This is a genomic window from Salinimicrobium oceani, from assembly GCF_012037645.1.
Genome location: NZ_JAAVJR010000428.1, coordinates 1 through 506, shown reverse-complemented (window position 1 = coordinate 506; position 506 = coordinate 1). Strand labels below are relative to the sequence as shown.

Genomic DNA, 506 nt, shown 5'->3' with positions numbered 1-506 from the left:
GGTGCTTGTCTCTTGATGTCGATCTCCCCCATATACACCACGCACTCAATGCCCATTAAAGCGCAAACCGTGGCGGTAGCGACCCCGTGTTGTCCCGCACCGGTTTCGGCGATGATCCTGTTTTTACCAAGACGCTTTGCCATGAGGATTTGGCCTATGGTATTGTTCACTTTATGGGCTCCTGTGTGGCAAAGATCTTCTCTTTTGAGATACACCTTCGTATTATACTTCTCGCTAAATCTCTTGGCGTAGTACAACGGTGTTGGTCTGCCCACATAGTCTTTAAGCAGCTGGCGGAATTCCTTTTGAAAACTTTCTTCCTGCATGATGTCCAGATAGCGGGATCGCAGTTCTTCCACGTTGGGGTAAAGCATTTCGGGAATGAACGCTCCGCCAAAATCGCCGTAATATCCTTTTTCGTTTACTTGATAACTCATAATTTTCTTATTTAAACAGCAGCTCTTGGAATGATCTTAAAGCTTCCGGATCTTTTAAGCCGGGGGCTG

At 46.6% G+C, this 506-nt stretch carries 1 protein-coding gene; it reads right to left on the bottom strand.

What is annotated here, in order from left to right; genetic code table 11:
- Positions 1-437, bottom strand: a 437-nt coding sequence (locus HC175_RS17560; protein WP_168139583.1) for a pyridoxal-phosphate dependent enzyme, incomplete at its 3' end; no start/stop codon positions are given.
- Positions 438-506 lie beyond the last annotated feature (69 nt).